The organism is Paenibacillus sp. N22P23, from assembly GCF_059383735.1.
In genome coordinates this window covers 19,925-42,359 of sequence record NZ_JBXENT010000020.1, presented here as the reverse complement: position 1 = coordinate 42,359, position 22,435 = coordinate 19,925, and the positions used below count along the sequence as shown (strand labels likewise).

The window sequence follows — 22,435 nt, the reverse complement described above, 5'->3', positions numbered from 1 at the left end:
GCCGCCAGCGTTCGTCCTGAGCCAGGATCAAACTCTCCATAAAAGTGGTAAGCCCGAAGGCTTGGCCATTTTTAAGAATTCGCTTGTTAGCTCATTCAAAAAACTAGCTTTGCGAAACGTTAATTTCGCGATTTATGACCATTTGACTGGTCGCTCATTGTTCAGTTTTCAAAGAACAAATTTCATGTCTGGTTTGTTGACCCAGAATCAGATCTTACCATACTTCGAAACATAATTGCAAGCTTTAATTTCAACTTGTTTTTCGTTTCGACCACCGTGTTTCGCGTTGCTCTCAGCGGCGGAATTAGAATATATCATGGTTCGACACCATATGGCAAGTCTTTTTTGAAATTAATTTTGAATAAGTAATCCGGAGACGCATCAAGCGCCTCCAGGCCTGCAGTAGAACTATCTATAACGCTGAATAAGATCAAGTTTCAATTGCCATGCTTCGACACTAATATTCACGCGATACATCTCTGGATTCAGTTTGCGAAGGTATTGCGGCCAGAACAACTTCAACTGCTCCTCATGATAATTCCGAATTCCCTCTAGGGTCGGCATCGAATACACAAGCTCCCCCGATTGGAAGATTGGCTGCAAGAGCGGTACAGCATCGTAGTCCTCAATGACTTTGTGGATATAAGGATGCAAAGGATCAAACAGCTCGATAGCCTCTCCCCGCTTCACGGCTTCCTCATGCCGAAGGGTGATATAATCACCGTCAGCCATTCCGGTTCCTCGGTTCATAATGCGGTAGACCTCTTTAATCCCCGGTGTACTTACTTTCTCTGGATTGCCGGATATCTTGATAACGGGGATAAATCCGCCATCACAGCCTTCACGTGCGACCAACTTATAAACGCCGCCCAGCGAAGGCTGGTCACCAGCCGTTATCAGCTGCGTGCCGACTCCCCACACATCAATACGAGCCCCTTGCGCCTTAAGATTAAAAATAATATTCTCATCCAAATCATTCGATGCGATGATCTGGACATAAGGGAATCCCGCTTCATCCAGCATCGCTCTGGCACGCTGAGATAAATATGCGAGGTCTCCGCTGTCGAGACGAATCGCGTTCATCCGTTTGCCCTGCTGTTCCAGCATGCGTGCGATACTTATGGCGTTCGGTACACCGCTTTTAAGCGTATCGTACGTATCTACCAGTAATGTCACATGATCCGGAAGGACTTCCGCATATTTACGAAAGGCTTCCTCCTCCGTCTCATGACCCTGAACCCATGCGTGTGCATGCGTGCCTTTGGTCGGAATACGAAATAGCATCCCCGCTCTAAGGTTGGAGGTAGCATGGAAGCCGGCCAGATAAGCAGCCCTCGCTCCCCAGATTGAAGCATCCGCTTCCTGTGCGCGCCTTGTTCCAAACTCCAGCAGTCCATCCGCTCCGGCGACCTGCTTAATCCGAGAAGCTTTGGTGGCGATTAAGGTCTGGAAATTAACGAAGTTGAGCATGGCCGTTTCTATAAGCTGCGCCTCGAACACTCTGGCTTCTACCCGAATCAGCGGCTCATTCGGGAAAATGATCGTCCCCTCTGGAACAGCATCCAGGTTTCCGGTAAACCGAAAGCCTCGCAGCTCTTGCAGAAACGTCTCTTCGTAATGCTCTTCCTGCTCCTTCAGATAAGCAATTTCTTCATCGCCGAATTGCAGACTTCTGATATAGTCAACTACCCGCTCCAATCCGGCTGCCACCGCATAACCATTGCCAAAGGGTAGCTTCCGGAAAAACAGCTCAAATACTGCCTTCTCATTCAATGTACCGTTCATCCAGTGAGCGTACATCATATTAATCTGATATTTATCCGTATGGAGAGTCAGATTGTCGTAGCTCGACATTGAGCCTCACTCCTTCCACCAATCATCATAAACAGTCACAGGGCCGCGACGTTTATGCTCGGTTAGTTTGTAACGCGCTTCGATTTTGTCGCTTAACTCGGTCGGTAATGTTTTGCCCTCCAAGTAGTCGTCGAGCTGCTCGTAGGTCATGCCAAGTGCTACTTCATCCGGAATGCCCGGCTTCAAATCCTCTAAATCCGCAGTCGGTTTCTTCGTATATAAGTGGACGGGGCAATCCAATGCTTCTAATAATGCTCTTCCTTGTCGCTTATTAAGGCCATAGATTGGTGCCATATCGCAGGCTCCGTCACCATGCTTCGTATAAAAACCCGTGATCGCTTCAGCAGCATGATCCGTACCGAGGACCAGCAGCCCATAGTGCGCCGCCAGATCGTACTGCGCCTTCATCCGCTCGCGCGCTTTCACATTGCCTTTATGAAAATCGCCCAGTTTATCGCCAGTTGCCGCTTCAAACTGCCCAACTGCCGCATCAACCGCCGGTTTAATATTAACCACACTCGTGCGAGTCGGTGCAATAAATCGAAGCGCATCCTGGCAATCGTCTTCATCCTGCTGCACGCCATAAGGGAGTCGGACAGCAAGAAAGGTTGCTTGGTTCGCACTAGCTGGATCAGCATTGTATGCATCAACAGCCAGCTGTGCGAGTTTACCCGCCAGCGTTGAATCTTGACCACCGGAAATGCCGAGAGCGAAACCTTTGGCCCCAGTACGCTGTAGATAAGATTTCATAAAGTCCACTCTACGCCGGATTTCTGCCTCCGCAACTATAGTCGGTTGTACCTGAAGGTGCGCGATAATTTCCTTCTGCAGCTTATTCTCCATGTTCAAAACTCTCCTTTATAGGTTGATTGGCTGATCGCCTGCTACTACTTCTGCACCGAGTGAATGCTTGAAATGCTGCAGCGCCCACTCATGCCCCTTCTCATTAAAGCTTGCCACACCATCGGCATGAATGACGATTTGATAACCTCTGTTGTAAGCATCCACCGCCGTATGCAGCACACAGATGTCTGTACAAACACCGACCAGATGAAGCTCCATAATTCCTCTTGCCCGAAGCTGCAATTCCAGATCCGTTCCGCAAAATGCGCTGTATCTCGTTTTGTCCATCCAATAGATACGGTCTTTCTCCATCTCGTAAATCTCTCGCAGCTTGCCATACAGCTCCCGTCCTGCCGTACCTCGAATATTGTGCGGCGGGAACAACTTGTGCTCGGGATGAAGCAGATCCTGCTCATCATGCAGATCTACAGCCATCACTACATAGTCTCCTTGTTCTGCAAACTGCTTCGTAATGGCTGCAATGCGGCTCTCAATCTCGATAGCCGGCTGACCAACCGGCAGCTGACCGATCACAAAATCAACCGTGTAATCAATGACAACCAATGCTTTCATCATATCCACCTTCCTTATTTGAATGCATGATATTAAATTATGTCGTTACGACAATATCAATAGGTTTAAAAGAATGCCTAGCTGTATATAGACAACTGAGGCACATAATCAGTGAATCGATAAAGCTGTGCTGCCCGCTGGGAGTAGCGATTCGACATCTTCAGCTCACCGCGTGAATCCCGGATTTCTTCAATAATGCCTTTGCGGCTTTGCGTCGATGTAATCTTGCGGATAAAATTGCGTTCCACGAAGTCCGGCACAACCGCTTCAATAACCTGGTACAGCTCGCCGATCGTGAATTCCTCGGGCAGAAACTCTCTGGCAATTGCCGTGGTCAGCATGCTGCGGCGAATATGTTCCAGTGCATCCTGCAAAATCTGCTTATGATCGAATGCCAGATCCAGCTCCATTGCCTCCTGCACCGGAAACAACTTCACGTCTGCAGCATCATCCGCAGCTCTGCGATGCTCAAGCTCTCCTTCATGTACGAGCGCGCAGAATGCATGCGATATCATCCATCCACGCGGATCACGCCCAGGCTCACTGTAGGCGTTAAAATATTCAATATGAACGTTATCGACGCCGGTTTCTTCTTGCAGCTCCCGCTTCGCGCTCTCGAGAATCGTCTCGGTATCTTTCGAGAATCCTCCGGGCAGCGCCCACTGCCCCGCGAATGGCCAGCTTTTGCGTTGAATGAGCAGTACTTCCAAACGGCGGGTCGGGAGAGACTTCTTCACCGTATTCCGCTGCGTAGAAGTAATCGTGAAAATCACGATGTCCGCAGGCGCACCATCCGGTGTTCGATAGTTACGCGGGGAATAAGTCATTGCTTCTGACTCGTTAGCCTCGTCAATGGGGGAGGTCAAGGTGCTTCACCTGCTTTGTTTTTTATATTGTCATTATGACATTATTAAAAACAGATGTCAACCGGTTTGAAGTAAATGTTGTCCATGCGGCAGCCACTCTATTCGTTCCACATGCAGACCAAGCTGCTCAAGCTGCATCTTGTTCAGAAACAATCGGCCACCGTAATTGCGGCTATTCGTTGCATCAACATCAAGCTCACCACCTAAACCTGGTGCGCTCGTGATATGAAAACCGCCCCAATTCTTCTTATCCGGAAGGTGCTCAGCCTGTAATTGAAAGCTATCCATTAAGGGCTGGATCCATATCCATGCTTGATCGCCTTCAAGAAAAGCTGCCGGCAGCTCGATGGTTTGTCCGTTAATTTGAACCCTCGCTTCAGAGACGTAAGATTCCGTTACTGCAGCTTCCGGTAATTGATCAGGCTGTATATCTGCTGGCGGCACTAGGTTTGGCTTATATGGTTCCGTTTCATTTGATGCGGCGCTGGTCAGTGTTTCTCCGTTTAATGGGTCCCGAATTATACCCGTGCGGGTGTTGAGAATATGAGGAGTTCGGCTGGGCTCGTTATAAGAGAACCAAATGTCACCTTTCGCAGCATCGAACCCGACAAGTTTGGCTAGCAGCAGTCTTGTGGCAGCACCAGTAGCTGGATTGATGGTGATGATTTCATTTTGCCCGGCTTCTTTACTATAAACATTCCCCAGCAGCTGATTATCTGACATCCACCGAATGCCGGAATAATGGGCCGGAAACGCAGTCTTACGCACCTTGCCCGTCTTGAAATCTTTGATGAGCACGACGAATTCCTTGTTAAAGCCTCCGCCAGCAAGATAATTCGCTGAAACAGACAGCCCCCACTTCTTGTTAGGGGATGGGATGAAGTCAATTCGGTGCGTAATATTGTCGCTGGCAGGGTCGTACACAAGCTTAATCATTTCCGTATTCATATTGACGCTAAGCGTTGACAATAAATAGGTACCACTTGTATTCGCATTCCCCATCCACCAATATCGGTTCGGGAGTATGTGCCAGTCTCCGTCCTTCTCTGCATAGATGATGCGATGTTCGTACGTGTTTCCGATCTGGGCATAGATGGGATAGTAGGATCTCCCGGTTGCCTGATCCGCATATCCATTATAGTACTGCCACTGCTGTGACTGGGATTCTGGCTGGGATTGCTCGGCTGATGCTGAAGCAGTTACCCCGAATAGGGCTGTCGCCAGTGCGAGTGCCGACCACAATTGGACTCTCATCTCAATGTCTCCTCCTTGTTATTCACGCTACTACTGAGCAAGACGTAACACGAGGGTGAATAGTTGCTCCATTCTGTTAGGCAATTCCAAATGAAAGAAGAGGGCGTCCGAGTGAACGTCCTCTTCTTTCATTTGGAAAGACATGAGGTGAGTTGCAGTATTCAGGCCACTTAAGTAGCTGATTAGCTGCCTTCATTCACCTGTAAATTGCGGAGGCCGCTTTGCGCGAAACGCTTCGAGCGCCTCCAACCGATCTTTGGTGGGGATGATCGCTTCATAGGCACTCGTCTCCAGTGCAAGACCTGACGGGAGGTCCATCTCCAACCCTTGGTCGATGGCCCGCTTCGCTTGATAAATAGCCAAAGGGGCATTAGCGAGAAGTTCTTCTGCCGTTCTCGCCCATAATTCCCGCAGCTGTTCCTCATTCTCCGCGAGGCCAGATAGCAGCCCTAGCCTATGTGCCTCTTCGGCTGTAATCCGCCGCGCTGTGAGGATCAGCTCCTTCGCGCGTGCCGGGCCGATCAGCCGCGGCAGACGCTGCGTGCCTCCGGCGCCGGGGATGATGCCGAGGCTGACCTCGGTCAGCCCCAGCCTCGCACTGCTTACGGCGTAGCGGAAATCGCAGCATAGCGCCAGCTCCAGCCCGCCGCCAAAGGCGAGGCCGTTCATCGCGGCAATGGTCGGCTGCGGCAGCCGCTCCAGCGCAGCAAATACGGCCTTGCTCCGGATGAGGCGCTGCCTTATTTGCTGCGGGTCCGTCAGCATGCTTCGCTCCTTGAGGTCCGCGCCGGCGCAGAAGGCACGGCCTTCGCCTTCGAGGATGACGACGCGGATTCCCCGGGTATCGGCTGCAATTCGGTGCAGCTGTTCCTCAAGCGCAATAAGCATCGCTTCATTAATCGCATTCAGGCTCTCCGGGCGATTCAGCCGGATGAAGCCGACATGCCCTCTTTGCTCCCATAGAATAGGCTGCTGCGTTGATTCCGTAGTCATGGCGCTGCCCTCCTTCCTTCCGCTTCGCTAGACCGGATAGACCGGATGCTTGCGCTCTGTGAAGGTGACGGTTTTGGACGTGTACACCTCAAAGCGCTTAATCAGCTCTCTGCGCAGCGAATGAGCGGGAACGATGCCGTCAATGACCATGTCGGAAGCCAGCTGGTAAAGATCTATATCTTGGCGATATTCCTCGCGTTTGGCGGCGATGAACTCCGAGCGCTGCGGCTCCTGCAGCTCCGCGATCTTGTTCGCGTACACGGCATTGACCGCTGCTTCCGGTCCCATGACGGCGATTTGTGCCGATGGCAGCGCAAGGCAGCAATCGGGTTCGAAAGCCGGACCGGCCATGGCGTATAGGCCGGCACCGTAGGCTTTGCGGACGATGACGGAAATTTTCGGCACCGTGGCCTCGGATACGGCGGCGATCATTTTGGCTCCATGCCGAATGATGCCTGCCTGCTCTACCGCCGTGCCCACCATAAAACCGGGCACATCGGCGAGAAACAGCAGCGGGATGTGGAACGCGTCACATAAACTGATGAATTTCGCCGCTTTGTCTGCGGAATTGTGAAACAGGATGCCGCCTTTGGTCTTGGGCTGATTCGCTATAATGCCGACCGGTTTGCCAGCGATCCTAGCTAATCCCGTGATAAGCTCCCTCGCGAAGAGTCGTTTGATTTCGAAGAACGAATGCTCATCAATTAAACCGTCAATGAACGGATACATATCAAACGGGGAGTACTGATTGTCTGGAATAATCGAATCGAGAGGTACTCTGAGATCCGCTGGGGGACGGGGTTCCTTGGTTGGAGGCTTCTCCGTGAAGTTTGGCGGGAAGTAGGCTAAGTATAGTCTCGTAAGCGCGATCGCTTCCTCCTCGCTCTTGGCGAGTACATCTCCACAGCCCGATACAGAGCAGTGCATGCGTGCTCCGCCTAGCTGCTCCAACGTGGCTTTCTCCCCCGTCACCATCTCCACAATCCGAGGCGATCCCAGATACATGGAGGCATTGCCCTCGACCATGATGACGATATCGCAAAATGCCGGAATATAGGCGCCGCCTGCCGCCGATGGTCCGAACAACAGGCAGACCTGCGGGATTTTGCCTGACAGCTTCACCTCGTTGTAGAAAATTCGCCCTGCGCCTCGCCGCCCCGGATACATCAGTGCTTGGTCGGTTATTCGAGCCCCAGCAGAGTCGACGAGATAGAGCAGAGGAACCCGCAGCTTATCTGCCGTTTCCTGCATCCGAATGATTTTCTCAACTGTGCGCGCTCCCCATGAGCCTGCCTTCACCGTGGAATCGTTGGCGATGACGCATACCGTTTCACCGTGAATCTTGCCAATTGCCGTGACGACGCCGTCCGCCGGCAGTCCTACCTCATTGCAGCTGGCGAATAATGCATCCTCAAGCTCGAAGTCCGGATCGAAGAGCAGCTTCAAACGGTCGCGCACGAAGAGTTTTCCTTGCTCCGCATTCTTCACATGATATTTGGCGGCGCCGCCCTTCTTGATCTCCTCGATCTGCTCCTGCAGCTGGTCATTCGCCGATTCGTGTTCAGACTCCATTGTTCTCGGAACTCCCCTCTGCTACTGACTCTGCCAGGTTAACAACCGATTTGGGCCGCAATGACGAGACGCTGAATTTCTGAGGTTCCTTCCCCGATTTCGAGCAGCTTGGCATCGCGCATGTAACGCTCCACCTCGTATTCCTTCATATAGCCGTACCCTCCATGGATTTGGACAGCTTGATCGCACACCTTCATGCACATCTCCGTCGCGAACAGCTTCGCGATAGCCGCTTCTTTCTTGAACGGCCTCCCCTGATCCTTCAACCATGCAGCCTTATAGACCATCGTACGGGCGAGTTCGATGTTCATCGCCATGTCGGCCAGCTTGAACTGAATGGCCTGAAACGCGCTGAGCGTTCGGCCGAATTGCTTACGCTGCTTCGCGTAACGAAGCGATTTTTCGTAAGCGCCTTGGGCGATGCCGACCCCCATGGCGCCAATGCCAATTCGGCCTCCGTCGAGGACGGCGAGAAACTGCTTAAAGCCGTTCCCTTCCTTGCCGAGCAAATTCTCCTGCGGCACGGCTACTTCCTCCAGCACGAGCTCGGTCGTGTTCGAGGCGTGAAGCCCCATTTTCTCGTAGCTGCAATGGGTGGTGAATCCGGGGGCATCCGTCGGAACGATAAATGCGCTGATGCCGCTCGTTCCCTTCGACCGATCGGTAACGGCTGTAAGAGCGAGATTACGCGCGTAGCTGGCATTGGTGATAAAACATTTGGAGCCGCTGATGATCCACTGATCCTCGCTTCGTACCGCAGTCGTGCGGGTTCCGCCTGCATCTGATCCGGCATCCGGTTCGGTAAGTCCAAACGCGCCGAGATACTCGCCTCTGCATAGCGGCGTTAAGAAAGCGGCTTTCTGCGCTTCTGTGCCGAACAAGGCAAGCGGCGCTCCTCCAAGCGACACATGCGCAGAGTATGTGATGCCGGTTGAGGCGCATACTCGGCTCAGCTCTTCGACCACAATCGCAAAGCTAATGGTATCCGCACCGCCCCCGCCATACTGTTCGGGAAAAGGAAGGCCCATCAAGCCGAGCTTAGCCAGCTTCTCGAAGACATCCATCGGAAAATTGCCGGTGCGATCCCGATCAACGGCCCCCGGCGCTACCTCCGCATCTGCAAAATCATGAATCAAATCCCGAATCATCGCCTGCTCTTCCGTTAAGTCGAAGTTCATCGCAAGCAACCCCTCTTCTGCTTAAGTCGTCGTGGTGGGCGGCGTTGTATCGATTTGTTGTTGATCCTCGTCCTCGTCCTCGTCCTCGTCCTCGTCATCGTCGACGTCGTCGTCGTCCATTTCAATTTCGAGCCGCAAGAGATTAGCCGCATAACACTTGCCGAGGTTATCCATGCGCAGCGTGGCAGAGCCGCCCCCGCCTAGCGCAGCACGGCATACATAATTCATAGCCAGTAAATTCGGTACTACATAACGCTTCACTTCCCCTTCGATCATGCCGGCAAAATGCATCTTAACCCGATCGGCAGTCAGCTCCCGCTTCAACAATTCGAACGCAGCCTCACCCGGTGCAAATACTGCAATGTTGATTGTATTGCCCTTATCGCCGGACCTTGCCTGCACAATATGACGAAGCTGCTTGCGTATAAGCGTCATGATGGCTGCACCTCCACAACTGTCACTTGCACGCCTTGCTCGATGAGCTCGCGTTGAACGAGACAAGACCACATGCCGAGCAGTTCGCGCGGCTTCATCACGCCAAGGAAAGCACCCATTGCAGGAGGCCCGCTCAGCATGAGCGGCGGAACGAGTCTCCCCAATTTGGCCGCCTCGTCCTTGCTCTTCGTCCGCAACGCTACGCGCACATAGATCTCATTGAGCTCATCCTGATCCGGCAGTTTAGCAAGCGGCCCGTGCAAAGAGTTATATCCCAAATAGTCCGTGCGAATTTCATCGTACTGCAGGCCAATCCGATCGATGTGGCTGCGAACAATGCGATCGGCTGTCTGTGCCTTGGCGAGTGCATCCGGCCACGAATAACCCCAGATCGCTTGACCGAGCCAGCCGTCGGCGTAACCCATCACGACTTTGAGCGTATCCGGTCGTTTGGAACCGCGTGCACCTGAAACATCGACCCTGTTCGGGCCAGCGTCAACCAGCGTAACCCCCATCAGATCAAGCACGACATCTGGCGTGACATAAGCAGCCGGATCGTGGATTTCATACAGCAGTTGTTCCTTCACCGTATCGATGGAGACGAGTCCGCCAGTCTCTTCCGTCTTGGTCAGTGTGAACGTCAAGTCCTCGCGAACCTCCGCAATAGGAAAACCAATCTTCTCGAGTTCCACTACAGTCTGCCAGTCCCCGCTGAAATTACCGCCTGACGCTTGCCCGGAGCATTCCAGAAGATGCCCCATCAGCACGCCTTGCGCCAATCGATTCCAATCATCCGGTCCAATATCGAATTCATAAATTAACGGCGCCAGAAATAACGCCGAGTCGGTCGTTCGGCCTGTAATAATCACCTCGGCCCCTTGCCGAAGCGCCTTCACAATCGGTTCGGCTCCTAAGTAGGCATTGGCAAAGACGATTTGATCCCGGATGGTGCTTATATCCCGGCCATCCTCCATGTGGGTAAGCGCAGCGCCTTGGCTGATGAACGCAGGCAGCTGCGAGCGAACATCATCCCCTGTCACGACGGCCAGCTTTAGCCCCGTCATGCCCAGTTCGCGCGCGATTCGCTCGGTTTCGTGCAACGCCCCAAGCGGATTCATGCCTCCCGCATTCGTGATGATGCGGACGCCTTGCGCCTTGGCTATCGGGAGCAGCTCCTTCATCATGCGACCAATATCAGCGGCATAGCCTCTCGCCGGATCACGCTGCCGGTCTTTCTGCAGAATGGCAAGCGTGAGCTCTGCAAGGCTGTCAAAGCAGAGATACTGCACCTTCCCCCGCTTAGCCGTCTCAATGGCGGGCAGAATGGTATCGCCATAGAATCCCTGTCCCGCTCCAATACGAATCGTTTTCATTCGAACCTCCTTTCGATGAACGCGGCGCGATCGATCGCGAGGTAGCCTTCCTTATCGAAAAAGAACATAACGTGTAATACTATCATTGTATGGCGGGCAAAAGTGCGCTAGACATGAAAACAAATACCCCGAGCATGGCATCAAGCCATCTCGGGGTATTGTGGAATGGAACCAAATTATTGATTCATAAGTCCTTGGAACAGAATGCTGATCATCTTCGCCGTCTCTTCACGCGTAGCAAATTGCTGCGGATCAAAGCTGCTTCCTGCACCGGCAATTGACCTGCCGTTAATAATGCCTGCTTGCTGCACGGCCGAGACTGCTTCTTTCGCATAGGCCGAGATAGTCAGCTCATCCGTGAACGTGACACTCGGCGTTATTTTCGGAAGGGTATAATGCAATGTTCCTGCAAGACGTGCAATCATAGCCACCATTTGCTCTCTTGTAATCGGAGCATTTGGATTAAATAAGCCTTCAGCCGCACCGCTCGTAATTCCGGTTGCCGCTGCCCATTCCACGGACTGCGCATAATAAGCATCTGAACTTACATCGCTAAACTTACTTCCTTGATAAGTCGTCAGGTCGACGCCTGCTACTCGGGCAAGTATCAGCGTAAAGTCGGCTCTTGTAACCTGCTTCTTAGGAGCAAAGCTTCCACCGCCAACACCTTCCATGATCTCTCTTGCAGACAAGTAAGTGATTTGGTCCTTCGCGAAGCTGGATGCCGTATCGTTATACTTCACATTATTGCTCGCGATCGCATAAGTAGAGAAGTGCGTCACCGAGAAGATTAATTGGCCTGTTGCTTTGTCATACTTTGCATTAGGCAGCAGCTCGATTCTTCCATTATCGGCAATATAGTAAGCGATGATGGCATTGGCATCTTCCCCTGCGCTTAACACGTACGGAATACTGATATTCACGATACCGCCTGCAAAATCAGATACCTTCTTCCCATCTGCCATTACATTAAAATCATACACAGGATGCGAGCCAATAGCCTCGGCCACTGCAGCTTGATTATCCTTCGTACGAGCAGCCAGGTCCGAAGCCGAAACCTTCGCAACGGAAACCGTTACATCCCCTGCGCTTGAAGCATTCGCTACCGTGGACATCGCTTTCTTATCCAGCTGCACCTGTCCAATTCCCGATTGAATGACCAGTGCATCTGCTCCGCTGCCGGAGATCTTATCCATTGCCGATGCGGAAATTGTTACTGCCGTCTCCTTGGCACCTGCATCTGCTACAGCTTTGATCTCAACGATGTCTTTCACACTTGCCGGATTTGAAGTTGTCAGCTTGGACAAGACTTCCTCAATTTGCTTATCCGTAACTACCGCCGTTGCTTTGCCCGAACTGTCAGTGACTGCTTTCACTTCCGTCGTCACTTTAGTTCCATCTACAACTGGCGAACCTGAACCTGTGCCAGCGTCGGGTGTCGTGGGCGAACCTGAACCCGGATTGCTTGGAGGGCTATCAGGATTCACAATGGTAACTGTTGCTTCAGCTACGCCGTAACCATCTGTGCTTAAAGCCGTGACTACCGCAGTTCCGGCTGAAACAACCGAAACTTTACCATTCGTATCTACCTTCGCGACAGCTTCATTCGAAGAAGACCAAGTCACAGTTTCAGCCCCGTCACCGTATGGGACTACCGTCGCTTCAAGCTGCGCAGGCGCACTGCCGACTTTGAGTGAAATTGCCTTCTGATTCAGTGTAACTTTGGTAACATTCAGCTGGTACACCGTAATGGTACCGCCTACTTCATTAGCTACCAGAAGAAGCGGCATTCCGCTCGGACTTGCTGTTGCAGGTATAAACTCTAGGCCTTCAGGGCCGATATCGCCTTGCAGCGGGTTGCTCGGATCTTCCGGCGTCCCGAAGTTACGCGTATTCGTATAATTGACGAAAGCAGGGTTCAGCGGGTTTGTCACATCATACGTCATGATGCCGCCCACACGCTCCAGACCGATGAATGCCAATGCTTTGCTGCCCACTTTGCCCACTTTCACGTACTCCGGCTCAGGGCCTTTCTTCGTGCTTCGTTTATCGAAAGCAATCTCCTTATGATCGGAGTTGAAAAACTCTGGAAGCCGCTGAGCTGTAATTTTCTCAAAATCATTCTTGCTGTCAAAGACAGACTCTAAGTTGCTCGACTTCAAAATGGAGAATGAGCGACCGCCGTATAAGTAGACGCCGTCCGGTCCCATGTCGCTTGGTACCTCTACACTGTCATAGGCCGTTTTCCCGTTCACCGCTTTGCTGGTTAGGAACAGAGACGCGTCCGATGTAGATGTCAATCCAGATTTCACAAGGCCGCCGATCGTGGAAATATTGGTTCTGCCCGGCCACTCCGTCGCATCCCCTTCGTTGGCTGTGAACAAATACGTTTCTCCACCCACTGTGTACGTATCGATGCCATCGGGCATGAACATGCCTTTGAACGGAACGTTCTCGAACTTGATCTTGCTGTCCTTCACCAAATCGAGGGCGTTCTCGGCTGCATTCAAATCCTTGTAGCCAAGTCCATTGACCGCTGTTACCGTTCCGCTTGCAATATCGATAGTCGCAATTGCGTTATTCTCCTGCAAGGATACATAGGCTGTTGATTCATCAGCGGACAATGCGATGTATTCCGGCTCCAAATCATACTTAGCTGCTTCTTTCGACGCAGCCGGTCCAGTAATGAGACCTGCCTCGTTTGCAGTGCCGCGAAGATGAACCAGATCATCGATGACGTTGACATCGTCGAATTTCACATGTTTCGTAACGTTATTCACGCGATCAACGATTGTCACGCTGCCTTCCGGATCAGCGCCGGCTAAACGCGGCTCGGCTTCATCCGCTGTCAATACGTAACGGCCGTCATGCGTAACCTTGATCATATCCGGCTGTACGCCTGCCTCGTAGGAGGTGACATACTCGCCGTTATAATCAAACACGAGGATCGCTCCGTTGTTCGTATACGTCTTCTCTTGAATAGCGGCGTAAATCAAATCATTCTTCGTGTCGATATCGACACTCGTAAAGTCACCGTATTCGAAGCCTTGAAGGTGTTCGTGAACGACTTCTTCAATATTAATCGAAGTCGCATCGGCTTCCGGTGCTCCGGTGTTACCCAAGGATACGATATCCAGTGTCGCAGGATCACTCGAGCCATTGACGGAATAGAACTTCTGATTCTCCGGATTGTACTTCACAATCTCTGCTACGCCGCCATCCTCATTCGGCGCACCGGCGATGAATGAGCCCAGTTTCGTCATCGTCAGTGTATCCAGAATCGCCGGGTTCACCAGAAGAACGTAGGATTTGCTTGTCGTTTGCGGTGTTGAGCCGCTGTCTGTGATTGTAACTTCCACGTTGTTCGTCACTGGCGCATCGGAGGCCGGGGTTCCGGAAATCACTCCGGTAGCAGCATCAATCGCCAGACCCGCAGGCAATCCCGCAGCGCTGTAATGGTAGGGCTGTTTCCCACCTGTCACATTGATGGCAGCGGCGTACGCATAGGTTGCTGTTGCATCTGTGAGTTCATTGGTAGCAACCACAAGTGGTGTAGGCGCAACGCCCCATTCTCCATCACTTCCGCTTCGAGGACCATAAGTAGTTAGCTCTGCTTGTCCCGCAGTCATGGAGCCGTAAGTGATTTGCACAAAATCATTCTTGTTGTTGTCAGAGTCCGTAAAATGAACACGTCTTAGCGACATGTTCTTCGATGTGCCGCCTGTAGTCCCTGCGACTCCGGTGCCGACTGTTTTGCCTGTAGGGTATGCCGTCTCAAAGCCGCTAATATCACTGCCAGTGTCATTACTGCCTGTGCCCAGCATATCCACATAGCCTTCTGGCTTATTGACGAACGGATTTACTGAGACATCTTTATCCAGCAAATCTTGATTGCTGAGCAGGACGAGCTTCATCCCTTTGTTCTGGATCGTACGCGTAAAACTCTGATCGAACTTGTCGTCTGCAATCGTAACCTTGATTGCAGGAAGCGTAGTTGGATTCGCACGAATCAAATACGAAGCGTGCGCAGCAATCGTTCCTGTCAGATTCAGCTTCTCCCAAGCACCGGTTGCACCGGTAGTGGTGTTCGTTGTTTCGCCGCGATCGGCATATTGAATGGACCATTTGCTAAGATCCACGCTTGAATCTGTAGGGTTATAAAGCTCGATGAAGCCGTGGCTTACCGCCGCACCATCTGTTGCAGCACCTGCACCGTAATATTGATTAATGATTACATGCGGAACTTGAACACTGTAAGCCCCGTTTGCATCGTACGGTGTACCTGGAACGATAGTCGCCGCGGCAGAAGCAGGAATTACTCCGGCGAACAGACTTGCAGCAAGCTCAGTTGAAAGCAGCAGCGCCAATAGCTGTTTATTTCTCTTCTTCAACATGTCTTCACTCCTATATAGGGATTGTCTTAGCCATTATATGGGAGATTTGTGATGCATCTATTAAGGTTATATGGATGTTTTGTAAAGGCCTCCAGCCGTTCTCGGGCAAAAAAAATAACCTCGCCAATTCAGGAGCATGCCTGAATCTCGCGCGGTTATCTACTTACGTACCGATATTCTGTTTGTGAAGCGTTCACTTACTTACTGGACTCTTTAGTCGCCTTATCCAGCATATCGTTCCAATTCGCAAATTGGGTCTCTCTGGCTACATGACGATCAAACAGTTCATCGGGAATATTGCGAATGTCCTCGTGTGTTTCCACTTGGAAATTGCCTTTCTCCAGAAACTCCGAAAAGCTCTTCATCCCGGAATACTTCCCCATGAAGGAATCAGTAAACAATCGATCAAACGACAGATGGTCCGGATCTTCCTGAACGGTCTTCTGTCCTTGCAATTCCTTTAGCAACTCATCAAATGGCATTGGCTTATGCTTTCTCAGACGCTCACCCCTAAAAAATTATTATCATTAGTATAACCATGACGGTACTGATTTCTTCCTGTTTATTCAAGCTCAGTATATGTGAAAGTCAGACACGGCACACTGCTACTCTACCCAGTATACAAAAGGTACCCCTAGTTTGAACACCTTTTTTAGAAGTGTCCTGTCTAAGGGTACCTATTTCTGGCAATTTCGCCATCGAAAATGTCTATTCTTCTTTAACGGATTCCGCATACTTCTTAAAGTTATCGATAATCGCCTGCCAGCCTGCTTGCTGCATCTCGACAGCATTCATCGTTTCCGTCTCGAAGGTTTCAATGACTTTCGTCTCGTTATCTTGGCTGATGAACGAAATCGAAACTTCTCTGCCATCGCCTAATGTATAAGCAATCGCCTCATTGACTTTCACTTCATCATAGACGCCGCCAAATTCAAATTCAAAGCTGCCATCTTTCGCGGCCATCTTGGAAGTGAAGGATCCGCCAACGCGTAAATCATTCTCGGCAAATGGCGTGTGCCAGTCATCAGAGGCGTTATTCCATTGTGTAATATGTGCCGGCTCGGTCCAGTATTTCCACACTTGCTCAACGGGTAATTGCACGACTGTTTGCACGGTTACTTTTTCAGAACCTGTTCCCATTTCAAATACCGCCTCTACTCGTATAGTAACTACTGACAAGCACATTTTACCAGAACATTCATTCTTCCTCAACGCCTCGCATCATTATGCGTGAATCTTCACATTCGTACCTGTCGGGATGGTGCTGAACAACCATTCTACATCCTTGTTCAGCATCCGAATACATCCGGCGCTGGCATTGGTTCCGATCGAAGAAGGCGCATTCGTACCATGAATGCCGTATTTTGTTCCTTGCGTATTCGGCACGCTCAGTCCAAGCCACCGGCTGCCCAGCGGGTTCTTCGGATCGCCGCCCGGAATTTCTTTGGCCATGTACCACGGATTCTTGATCTTCGTAATGATCTCGAAGCTCCCGACTGGTGTTAATCCCTTCTTCTTGCCGCTTGCGATATCGAAGCTCTTCTCCACCGCTCCGCCTGCAATCACAAATAGCTTGTTTCGCGTAATATCGATCTCAATCGAGACTAACTTGGTGGAAGTAGGAACCGCAGTAGTCTTATCCGGTATTGCAACGCCGGCGCTGTCCAAGGTCGAGTAGAACGGATTCGGAATTTGGACAACTTGTCCCGCCTTGATCGAACCGGACGTTTCTTCGATCCCGTTCACCTGTGCGATCATTTGCTGATAGTCCTGCGCTTTAAAATATTTGGTCGATAAGCTATACAAGGTATCGCCTTTATGAACCGTATATTTCAGTTCGCCTGCTGGCAGCGGCACGCGCAGCGCCATATCAACTTTCAAATCCGTATCCGCTATTATGTGATTGAACGCCATCAACGCATTCATATAGTAGCCGCGGTTGAAATAGTGGTTCGTAATCGCGTACAAGGTATCGCCCTGCTTGACCGTATATTGATCCAGAACCAGCGGATTCGATAGCGTCAGTGCCGTCCCTGCTTTCAAGCTCACTTTCGGATTCAGTCCATTCGTTCTAGCAACTTGCTCATAATCGCCGGTCAAATAAAACTTCTTCGCGATACCAAATAACGTATCTCCAGGTTTAATGTTGTACGAAACGCTGCTAAAGGATTCTTTTTCTTTGTATCCCTGCGCATTCGCCATGACGGGATAGCTTGTACAAATGACCACCAACAACACTATACTTAAGACCCACTTCGATTGCCTACTCAACGATGATCACACCTTCTGCCGGAATAAATTGCGGCTCAGATGATTCGTCACCGTTCGTCAGGAATCCTTTTTATTTCATGTCGATTTTTGAAAAATAATCCAATCGTAGGAGACCGGAGAAAAAGACCGGCCGAAGTGGGTTCTTGAGGACCAACCCCTTCTTCTATTTGCCCGGTTTTCGAAGAGGGATAAAGTCCCAGCTGATTCGGTTGGCTTTACAGAACCATTTCGTCACCGGCAAGCCATTGATCCAACCACTGGAAGGCATCCTCTTGCATCTGATTGTCGAACTTATGAGGCCCGGGATAGAACAGCCCTCGATAATGCTCGCCGGCCCCCATTTTCTCAAAAATCGCCTTCAGCTTCCGATCACTTTCTTCTTGTCCTTCAATGGTCCATAAAGGATCGTCGATATCGTATTGCACCATCACGGCATTAGGTCCGCTTAATGAAAGGATGTCCGGCATATCCAGAAAGGCGGATAAATGAGGGACATGCATCATCCATGTATGACGGTGAATGCGATGGGCCACGACTTCACGGTTGGTGGACATGAACCCTACACATACCGAGCATTTGATTCGATCATCCAGCCCCGCAAGATAAATCGTTCTCAGACCTCCGCCGGATAATCCGCCGCAGCCGATTCGATCGCCGTCCACTTCAGGTCGTGTCAATAAATAATCGACAGCCCGCCTATCCTCATAGGCCATGATTCCCGTCCAGGTGGTGCCTGCCAGGAATAACGTTTTGGCCACCATGGATTCATACTCGCCTGCAAACCGATTATAGGCTTCAATATAAGCTCTGGAGCCCGCCTCTTCACGCAGCACGGGTAGTACATATTCTTCCGGAACGCTCTCCACGTCTGTCTTTCGTGATCCCCATAGGAAAACATCCGGCACAAAGACAACATAGCCCCGTTTAGCCAGCTTGGTCGCCCATGAACTGCCTTCATAAGCGGCCTGCTTGAATTCCGTCATGATTTCAGGTTCATCATCCAGCTCCACTAACTTCTCTTTGCCGAAGTACTTGAACCCACCATGATCATGAAGTGCCACGACTGCCGGCAGCTTCTCCTTCCGTTCAGACGGATACAGTAGAATGCCCTCCGTTCTTGGGCCAAACGGCTGATCGTAACTAACATGCTCCACGACAAGACCGTCCTTCACATACGAGCGATCCACGCTTGCTTGCATGGGACATGCATCAGCCTGATAGGACAGCAGCTCCATGACCTTCGCTTTTGTCGTCGTTCGCCAACTATCAATATCAGACCCCTCATATGCCAGAAAAGAAAGCGGAAACGAACATTTCTCCATGGCATTCATAGCTAGTGGTAAATAATTGCCAAATAGACTTTTCATGTCGAATTCTCCTCTCAAACTTAGGCAGCCTTGATTCTATTAAAGATCCTCAGCAGCGGCACGGATAACAATAGCGAGGCAGCTCCCGCTAAGATGAATGGCATGGAAATCATGCCTGTAGCCAAGTACCCTGCTATGGAGATTGCCCCTCCGCCTTTGAGCGCTACTTCTCTGGAAACCAGGCATCCGGATAGGTTGTGCGTACGTTTACTTTCTTTGACGAAATTGGCGAAAATCGGAATGGTGAAGAACGGCACTAGAAACCCGCCTGCCGCGGACAATGTAAACAGACTAATTGGCGCCATCGCATACGGCCTTATCATCCAGATGGCTGCATAAGCAAGCAATGGAAGGAGTGCCGGGAGAAGCCATTTGCGCACATCCGTCAATCTGCCAATCACTAGGTTTGCTCCTAGTACGCCAAATTGTATAACCACGGCAACAAATCCAACATCGATAAAAGCTGCCGAGACGGTGAACACATACAGCGACCAGAAGATATCAGCCGTATCGCTGAAGCCGGACAATACAGATGAAACCAAATAAATCCGGATGGCGGCAAAAGGAGATTGGGGCTGGGGCTGTGCCTCCGCCGATTCTAACGTGTCCAATTTCGATGCTGCCTCGGAAGCAGAGGAAATCAATGGCGCTTCATCCCCATTTTGCAAATAAGAAACAAGCAGCACGATAATCGACACAACGAAGAAAGTAATTGCGATCGTCGATACGGCTTCAATGCCGAAATAAGTCAGAACAATGCCGCTAATGCCTGGTCCGATGATTTTGCCTGCTACAGATGCGGCGCGGAAGCGGCCCGTAGCTTTCCCGACTGCCTTGCCGGCTGACGCGGCGAAGAGATAGTTCAAGGGAACCCAATAGAACGCATTGGCACAAGCCGTTGATGCGATCAAACCATACAACAGCATGGTGCCATGTCCCGCTACTAATAAATACTGCGTAGCCAGCACAGGGATAAGCCGGAGCAAAATAAATGCAAACGGTTTGGCCGTCATGTAACGTCCCAACGTCATATTGAGCAGCGACTGAAGGATATAATAGCCGCCCAAGTAAGCCGCCGCATGACCGATCGAGCCCAGCTCTTTGTAAATTAATATGGGGATAAATACTTTGAGCAGGCTGTCAGCAAGCTCATTCATGACTCTATGGACCAGCAGGATCTTGGGGTTAACAGTCCTCACGTGATTCTCTCCGATGCATGTACATTCTATCTATACGGTTATTATAAGGAACCTTATTCCAGTTTAATAGACACAATAAAAAAAGTTGGCACAAGGAATCCCCCTGCACCACCGGTACGCTTTTGAAAACCAACTGTTTGGAGCTGAACGTTCGCATTCTTCGTCGTTCCGCGAAACGCTAACGAATCGTAGAGGCCTTATTTGCTCATATTTCGGGGCTTCGAGAATCTAACGAATCGTAGAGGTCTTATTGTGGGATATTCGGCTCCAAAACACCTCCAAACCGTCAAATAGGGCCGCTACAATTCGTTAGAATTTTGTTGGAGCTATTTCGGGACAAATAAGCGCTGTACGATTCGTTAGCGTATTTTGCAACTCGCACACCGCAACTAGCTTAAGCGATTATTCATGCACTAGGCGTGATTCAATGCATCAAGCTCGGCCGTAACGGACTCGATCATCGTGACGAAAGCTGCAAGCTCCTGCGAACTGGCGGCTAGGAACATGTTTTTATTCGAATTACGGATCGCGGGAAAGGTTTTATACCGAATTTGAATCGGCGGGGCGTTGGACTCTTCAGCATGGAAGAGCGCGCTCGCGGTATTGGCGGTCAGCTTGAAGTGATATCCGCCTTGGGGGAAGGTACTTCGATTACATTAATAGCGCCCAAGACGGTGTAAGCTGATTGAGGTCTTGAAACTCCAATTCCCCCACTTCTTTAACGGTTGTCAGCGTGGCTATTTTATGAAAATAAACCTTTTTGAAATGCTAACGGTTGTGACAGACGTTATTTGCAGCAAATTGATCGATTCCTAGTGGACAACGTTCAAATAAGCGCGCTGGCAACCGTTAGAATATATAAAGAGTACATTTATGCCAAATAACCACTGTCACAACCGTTAGAGTTGAAAGGTGACCAAGCATGCACTCCCCGTGGAAGTACAGAACATAAAGAAGGTTGCTCTCGTGCCGTGCCGGAAGCTTAAAAACCGACATTGAATCAAACATGGGGTTCTAATCTTTATACGGATCGAACTCATCTGCTCCTGCCATGCAAACGCCGATCGGCTTCAGCACGTGAAGAACCTCGATTGTCTCCGAATGTGCGTCTAGTACTTCTTGGAGTTTGCGATAGGCAAACGGGCTTTCATCCGTTCCGGCTCCACGAAGTTCAACACCATACTCGTTAACCGCTTGCATCATTTGTGCCGTAGAAATTAGGCCGCCGGAGCGAGTTCGCGTCTTCCAGTTCATTTTACCAGCGGCTTGTGTTCGGCTCATAATCCGTCCAGCTCCGTGAACGGTACTGTAAAATGATTCGTAATTCTCCTCCGTATCCCTCCCCTGCACAATGACCGATATATCGCCCATGCTGCCGCCGATGAAACCCATTTGTCCAGGAGCCGAAGGCGTTGCCCCTTTACGAACGACAATCGAATCCTTTCCATTATGGGACTCGAGCCAAGCGTAGTTATGATGATTATGCACCGCAAAATCCGCCTGAGCATCGACAATCGTTAATACTTGATCCATTACATAATCTCGGCCTGCATAAGCATACCGTCCTGCGATCATCATCGCTCGGAAGTACATGTCGCCAAGCTCACTGTCCATTTCGAGCAGCACAGGAGGCTGATCCATCTTCTCCCCCGGTGCATTCGCCAGAAATTCTCGCCCGGCAGCCAAATTGATGAACCCGCTTGCCGTCTTGTGACCGAACCCTCGACTGCCAAAATGATTGGCAATCCACAGCTTTCCCGTTCCCAGCTCTTCGAACAGATCAACAAAGTGGTTCCCGCTTCCGACCGTTCCAAGCTGATCGCGAGCGAGAGCTTTCAATTTGTCATGCTCCTGCCGCCCGATGGATGAATAAACGCTCCAGTCCGGATCATCAAACAACGCATGATCGATCTTCTCGCTGTTCACGCGTCCTACTCCGAAGGATATCTTCCTAGCAATCTGATCCATGATCGCGGATATTCTTGGTTTGATATCCGCGGCCATTAGGTTTGTTCTAACCGCCTTGTTGCCGCACGCGATGTCGTAGCCGACGCCTGAAGGCGATATTTGTCCGTCATAGACGACTACGCCTCCGATTGGCTGGCTATAGCCTTTATGATGATCAGCCATCAATAACGCTTGAACGACGTTACCGTGCTCCGCGCAAGTTTTAGCTTGCGACATCGCCCCTGGGTCAGGACTCCCCCAGACTCTTACACCATCTATTGTTTGATACGCCATAGCTAACAACTCTCCCGTTCTA

At 50.8% G+C, this 22,435-nt stretch carries 17 protein-coding genes; all 17 read right to left on the bottom strand.

Features of this window, described 5'->3' with window-relative positions; translation table 11 throughout:
• Positions 1-408: 408 nt before the first annotated feature.
• Positions 409-1,854 carry a nicotinate phosphoribosyltransferase gene (locus tag AC506A_RS31115; RefSeq protein WP_495464834.1) on the bottom strand — a complete coding sequence of 482 codons (1,446 nt, stop codon included), beginning with the start codon at positions 1,852-1,854 and terminating at the stop codon, positions 409-411.
• Positions 1,855-1,860: 6 nt separating this feature from the next.
• Positions 1,861-2,685 carry an NAD(+) synthase gene (gene nadE, locus AC506A_RS31110; protein WP_495464836.1) on the bottom strand — a complete coding sequence of 275 codons (825 nt, stop codon included), beginning with the start codon at positions 2,683-2,685 and terminating at the stop codon, positions 1,861-1,863.
• A 27-nt stretch (positions 2,686-2,712) separates the two neighbouring features.
• Positions 2,713-3,270 (bottom strand): cysteine hydrolase family protein, encoded by a 558-nt coding sequence (locus AC506A_RS31105; protein WP_495464835.1) that lies wholly within the window; start codon positions 3,268-3,270, stop codon positions 2,713-2,715.
• A 77-nt stretch (positions 3,271-3,347) separates the two neighbouring features.
• On the bottom strand, positions 3,348-4,097 hold the full coding sequence (locus AC506A_RS31100) for an NUDIX domain-containing protein (protein ID WP_495464833.1): 750 nt from the start codon (positions 4,095-4,097) through the stop codon (positions 3,348-3,350).
• Between the two features lie 96 nt (positions 4,098-4,193).
• On the bottom strand, positions 4,194-5,390 hold the full coding sequence (locus AC506A_RS31095; protein ID WP_495464832.1) for a hypothetical protein: 1,197 nt from the start codon (positions 5,388-5,390) through the stop codon (positions 4,194-4,196).
• A gap of 192 nt (positions 5,391-5,582) precedes the next feature.
• Entirely contained in the window at positions 5,583-6,383 is an 801-nt protein-coding gene (locus AC506A_RS31090; RefSeq protein ID WP_495464831.1) for an enoyl-CoA hydratase-related protein, read from the bottom strand.
• 27 nt (positions 6,384-6,410) lie between these two features.
• Complete coding sequence (locus AC506A_RS31085) at positions 6,411-7,955, bottom strand: acyl-CoA carboxylase subunit beta (protein ID WP_495464830.1); 1,545 nt, start codon at positions 7,953-7,955, stop codon at positions 6,411-6,413.
• Positions 7,956-7,993: 38 nt separating this feature from the next.
• Positions 7,994-9,133, bottom strand: coding sequence for an acyl-CoA dehydrogenase family protein (locus AC506A_RS31080; protein ID WP_495464829.1), 1,140 nt, complete (start codon positions 9,131-9,133; stop codon positions 7,994-7,996).
• A 21-nt stretch (positions 9,134-9,154) separates the two neighbouring features.
• Entirely contained in the window at positions 9,155-9,568 is a 414-nt protein-coding gene (locus AC506A_RS31075; RefSeq protein WP_495464828.1) for an AtuA-related protein, read from the bottom strand.
• A complete protein-coding gene (locus tag AC506A_RS31070; protein WP_495464827.1) occupies positions 9,565-10,941 on the bottom strand; it encodes an acyclic terpene utilization AtuA family protein in 1,377 nt (458 codons plus the stop codon). The genes AC506A_RS31075 and AC506A_RS31070 overlap by 4 nt, the downstream gene beginning before the upstream one ends.
• Positions 10,942-11,117: 176 nt before the next feature.
• A complete protein-coding gene (locus AC506A_RS31065) occupies positions 11,118-15,335 on the bottom strand; it encodes a choice-of-anchor I family protein (protein ID WP_495464826.1) in 4,218 nt (1,405 codons plus the stop codon).
• 197 nt (positions 15,336-15,532) lie between these two features.
• Complete coding sequence (locus AC506A_RS31060) at positions 15,533-15,817, bottom strand: hypothetical protein (RefSeq protein WP_495464825.1); 285 nt, start codon at positions 15,815-15,817, stop codon at positions 15,533-15,535.
• Between the two features lie 226 nt (positions 15,818-16,043).
• Positions 16,044-16,475: an SRPBCC family protein gene (locus AC506A_RS31055; protein WP_495464824.1), complete on the bottom strand. Its 432-nt coding sequence runs from the start codon at positions 16,473-16,475 to the stop codon at positions 16,044-16,046.
• Between the two features lie 84 nt (positions 16,476-16,559).
• The gene (locus AC506A_RS31050) at positions 16,560-17,606 is read right to left on the bottom strand and encodes a LysM peptidoglycan-binding domain-containing protein (protein ID WP_495464823.1); all 1,047 of its coding nucleotides are present in this window, start codon (positions 17,604-17,606) and stop codon (positions 16,560-16,562) included.
• Between the two features lie 215 nt (positions 17,607-17,821).
• The gene (locus AC506A_RS31045) at positions 17,822-18,973 is read right to left on the bottom strand and encodes a dienelactone hydrolase family protein (protein WP_495464822.1); all 1,152 of its coding nucleotides are present in this window, start codon (positions 18,971-18,973) and stop codon (positions 17,822-17,824) included.
• A 20-nt stretch (positions 18,974-18,993) separates the two neighbouring features.
• Positions 18,994-20,172 carry an MFS transporter gene (locus AC506A_RS31040; RefSeq protein WP_495464821.1) on the bottom strand — a complete coding sequence of 393 codons (1,179 nt, stop codon included), beginning with the start codon at positions 20,170-20,172 and terminating at the stop codon, positions 18,994-18,996.
• Between the two features lie 1,014 nt (positions 20,173-21,186).
• Positions 21,187-22,413: an RtcB family protein gene (locus AC506A_RS31035; protein WP_495464820.1), complete on the bottom strand. Its 1,227-nt coding sequence runs from the start codon at positions 22,411-22,413 to the stop codon at positions 21,187-21,189.
• Positions 22,414-22,435: the final 22 nt, after the last annotated feature.

What these genes read in the sequence shown, in the direction of transcription:
- AC506A_RS31060 (WP_495464825.1), bottom strand. Translation starts at nt 15,817, where the DNA reads ATGCCATTTGATGAGTTGCTAAAGGAATTGCAAGGACAGAAGACCGTT.
- AC506A_RS31075 (WP_495464828.1), bottom strand. Translation starts at nt 9,568, where the DNA reads ATGACGCTTATACGCAAGCAGCTTCGTCATATTGTGCAGGCAAGGTCC.
- AC506A_RS31115 (WP_495464834.1), bottom strand. Translation starts at nt 1,854, where the DNA reads ATGTCGAGCTACGACAATCTGACTCTCCATACGGATAAATATCAGATT.
- AC506A_RS31065 (WP_495464826.1), bottom strand. Translation starts at nt 15,335, where the DNA reads ATGTTGAAGAAGAGAAATAAACAGCTATTGGCGCTGCTGCTTTCAACT.
- AC506A_RS31090 (WP_495464831.1), bottom strand. Translation starts at nt 6,383, where the DNA reads ATGACTACGGAATCAACGCAGCAGCCTATTCTATGGGAGCAAAGAGGG.
- AC506A_RS31045 (WP_495464822.1), bottom strand. Translation starts at nt 18,973, where the DNA reads ATGAAAAGTCTATTTGGCAATTATTTACCACTAGCTATGAATGCCATG.
- AC506A_RS31080 (WP_495464829.1), bottom strand. Translation starts at nt 9,133, where the DNA reads ATGAACTTCGACTTAACGGAAGAGCAGGCGATGATTCGGGATTTGATT.
- AC506A_RS31100 (WP_495464833.1), bottom strand. Translation starts at nt 4,097, where the DNA reads ATGACTTATTCCCCGCGTAACTATCGAACACCGGATGGTGCGCCTGCG.
- AC506A_RS31055 (WP_495464824.1), bottom strand. Translation starts at nt 16,475, where the DNA reads ATGGGAACAGGTTCTGAAAAAGTAACCGTGCAAACAGTCGTGCAATTA.
- AC506A_RS31085 (WP_495464830.1), bottom strand. Translation starts at nt 7,955, where the DNA reads ATGGAGTCTGAACACGAATCGGCGAATGACCAGCTGCAGGAGCAGATC.
- AC506A_RS31105 (WP_495464835.1), bottom strand. Translation starts at nt 3,270, where the DNA reads ATGAAAGCATTGGTTGTCATTGATTACACGGTTGATTTTGTGATCGGT.
- AC506A_RS31095 (WP_495464832.1), bottom strand. Translation starts at nt 5,390, where the DNA reads ATGAGAGTCCAATTGTGGTCGGCACTCGCACTGGCGACAGCCCTATTC.
- AC506A_RS31070 (WP_495464827.1), bottom strand. Translation starts at nt 10,941, where the DNA reads ATGAAAACGATTCGTATTGGAGCGGGACAGGGATTCTATGGCGATACC.
- AC506A_RS31035 (WP_495464820.1), bottom strand. Translation starts at nt 22,413, where the DNA reads ATGGCGTATCAAACAATAGATGGTGTAAGAGTCTGGGGGAGTCCTGAC.